Genomic DNA, 1,226 nt, shown 5'->3' with positions numbered 1-1,226 from the left:
CAAGCACGGTTCGGGGAGAGGACTGCACAAACCTACCCTAGAAATAAGGAAAGGCGGTGCTTTCCTACTCTACTATGCAGGAAACAACAGAATGTACCACGCTGGAAACCTTATCGGATATGCAGATTTGACAAGCTCGTACTGGCAGCAACATTTGATTGGCGCTGGACGGGTAAAGACTAAATAGAAAGGAATGGTGCTATGATATTCAAGAAAAAAGAGAAAGAATCAAAACCTAAAAAAGAGAAGAAACTGCCTGTGATGAAAGTTGGCACGCATAAAAAATCCGTGATTGCCTTATGGCTGGTGCTGCTTGCAAGCATCAGCTTTGGCGTATATAAAAATTTTACTGCCATTGATATGCACACTGTACATGAAAAGGAAGTCATTGAACAGCGCATTGTCGATACCAATAGGATAGAGAATTTTGTCAAAGGCTTTGCAAAGTCCTACTATTCATGGAGCAACACGCAGGAATCCATTGACAAAAGAACTGCTGCCATCAGCAGCTATCTGACACAGAGCTTAAAGGACTTGAATGTAGATACAGTTCGGCAGGATATACCCACAAGCTCTACGGTGACTGATGTAACGGTATGGGAAGTAGAACAGGCTAGAACAGACGACTTTACCGTTGTCTACTCCGTAGATCAGACGGTAACGGAGGGTGAACAGTCTGCCAGATACACTTCCGCTTACATGGTAGTGGTTCACGTAGATGGTGACGGAAACATGGTTATCACCCAGAACCCGACCATCAGCAACATACCGTCAAAATCCAGCTATGAACCAAAAGCGCAGGAAACTAACGGAACGGTAGACGCTGCCACAGCGGAGGAAGTGACAGAGTTCTTGGAAACTTTCTTCAAGCTCTACCCTACCGCAACGGAAAAGGAACTTGCCTATTATGTGTCTGGCAATGCCCTTTCTCCTGTGAACTGCGATTATACGTTCTCGGAGCTGGTAAATCCTATCTTCACCAAAGACGGACAACAGGTCAAGGTATCGGTATCAGTGAAATATCTCGACCAAAGAACAAAGGCAACGCAGATTTCACAATTTGACTTGACACTAGAAAAGGATAGTAATTGGAAGATTGTTAAGTAAAGTTGATTAAATGTAAGAGAATGTATATAATTATTCTATCTTAGGTAGTGTCAAATAATCTATGAAAAACAGAGCTAAAGAAAAAGGCTCAAATGAACCTTGAAAATTGCAGATATTTA

General features: G+C 42.4%; 1 protein-coding gene and 1 pseudogene. Both read left to right on the top strand.

The features are described from left to right. A pseudogene (locus NSA57_RS19430) lies at positions 1-187 on the top strand (hypothetical protein); the annotation flags it as partial. A 17-nt stretch (positions 188-204) separates the two neighbouring features. Then, complete coding sequence (locus tag NSA57_RS19425; protein ID WP_330671406.1) at positions 205-1,107, top strand: conjugal transfer protein; 903 nt, start codon at positions 205-207, stop codon at positions 1,105-1,107. Positions 1,108-1,226: the final 119 nt, after the last annotated feature.

The organism is Blautia caecimuris (assembly GCF_024622975.1).
Lineage (GTDB): Bacteria > Bacillota > Clostridia > Lachnospirales > Lachnospiraceae > Blautia_A > Blautia_A caecimuris.
The sequence above is the reverse complement of the archived record's forward strand: the minus strand, read 5'-3'. Positions and strand labels throughout refer to the sequence as shown.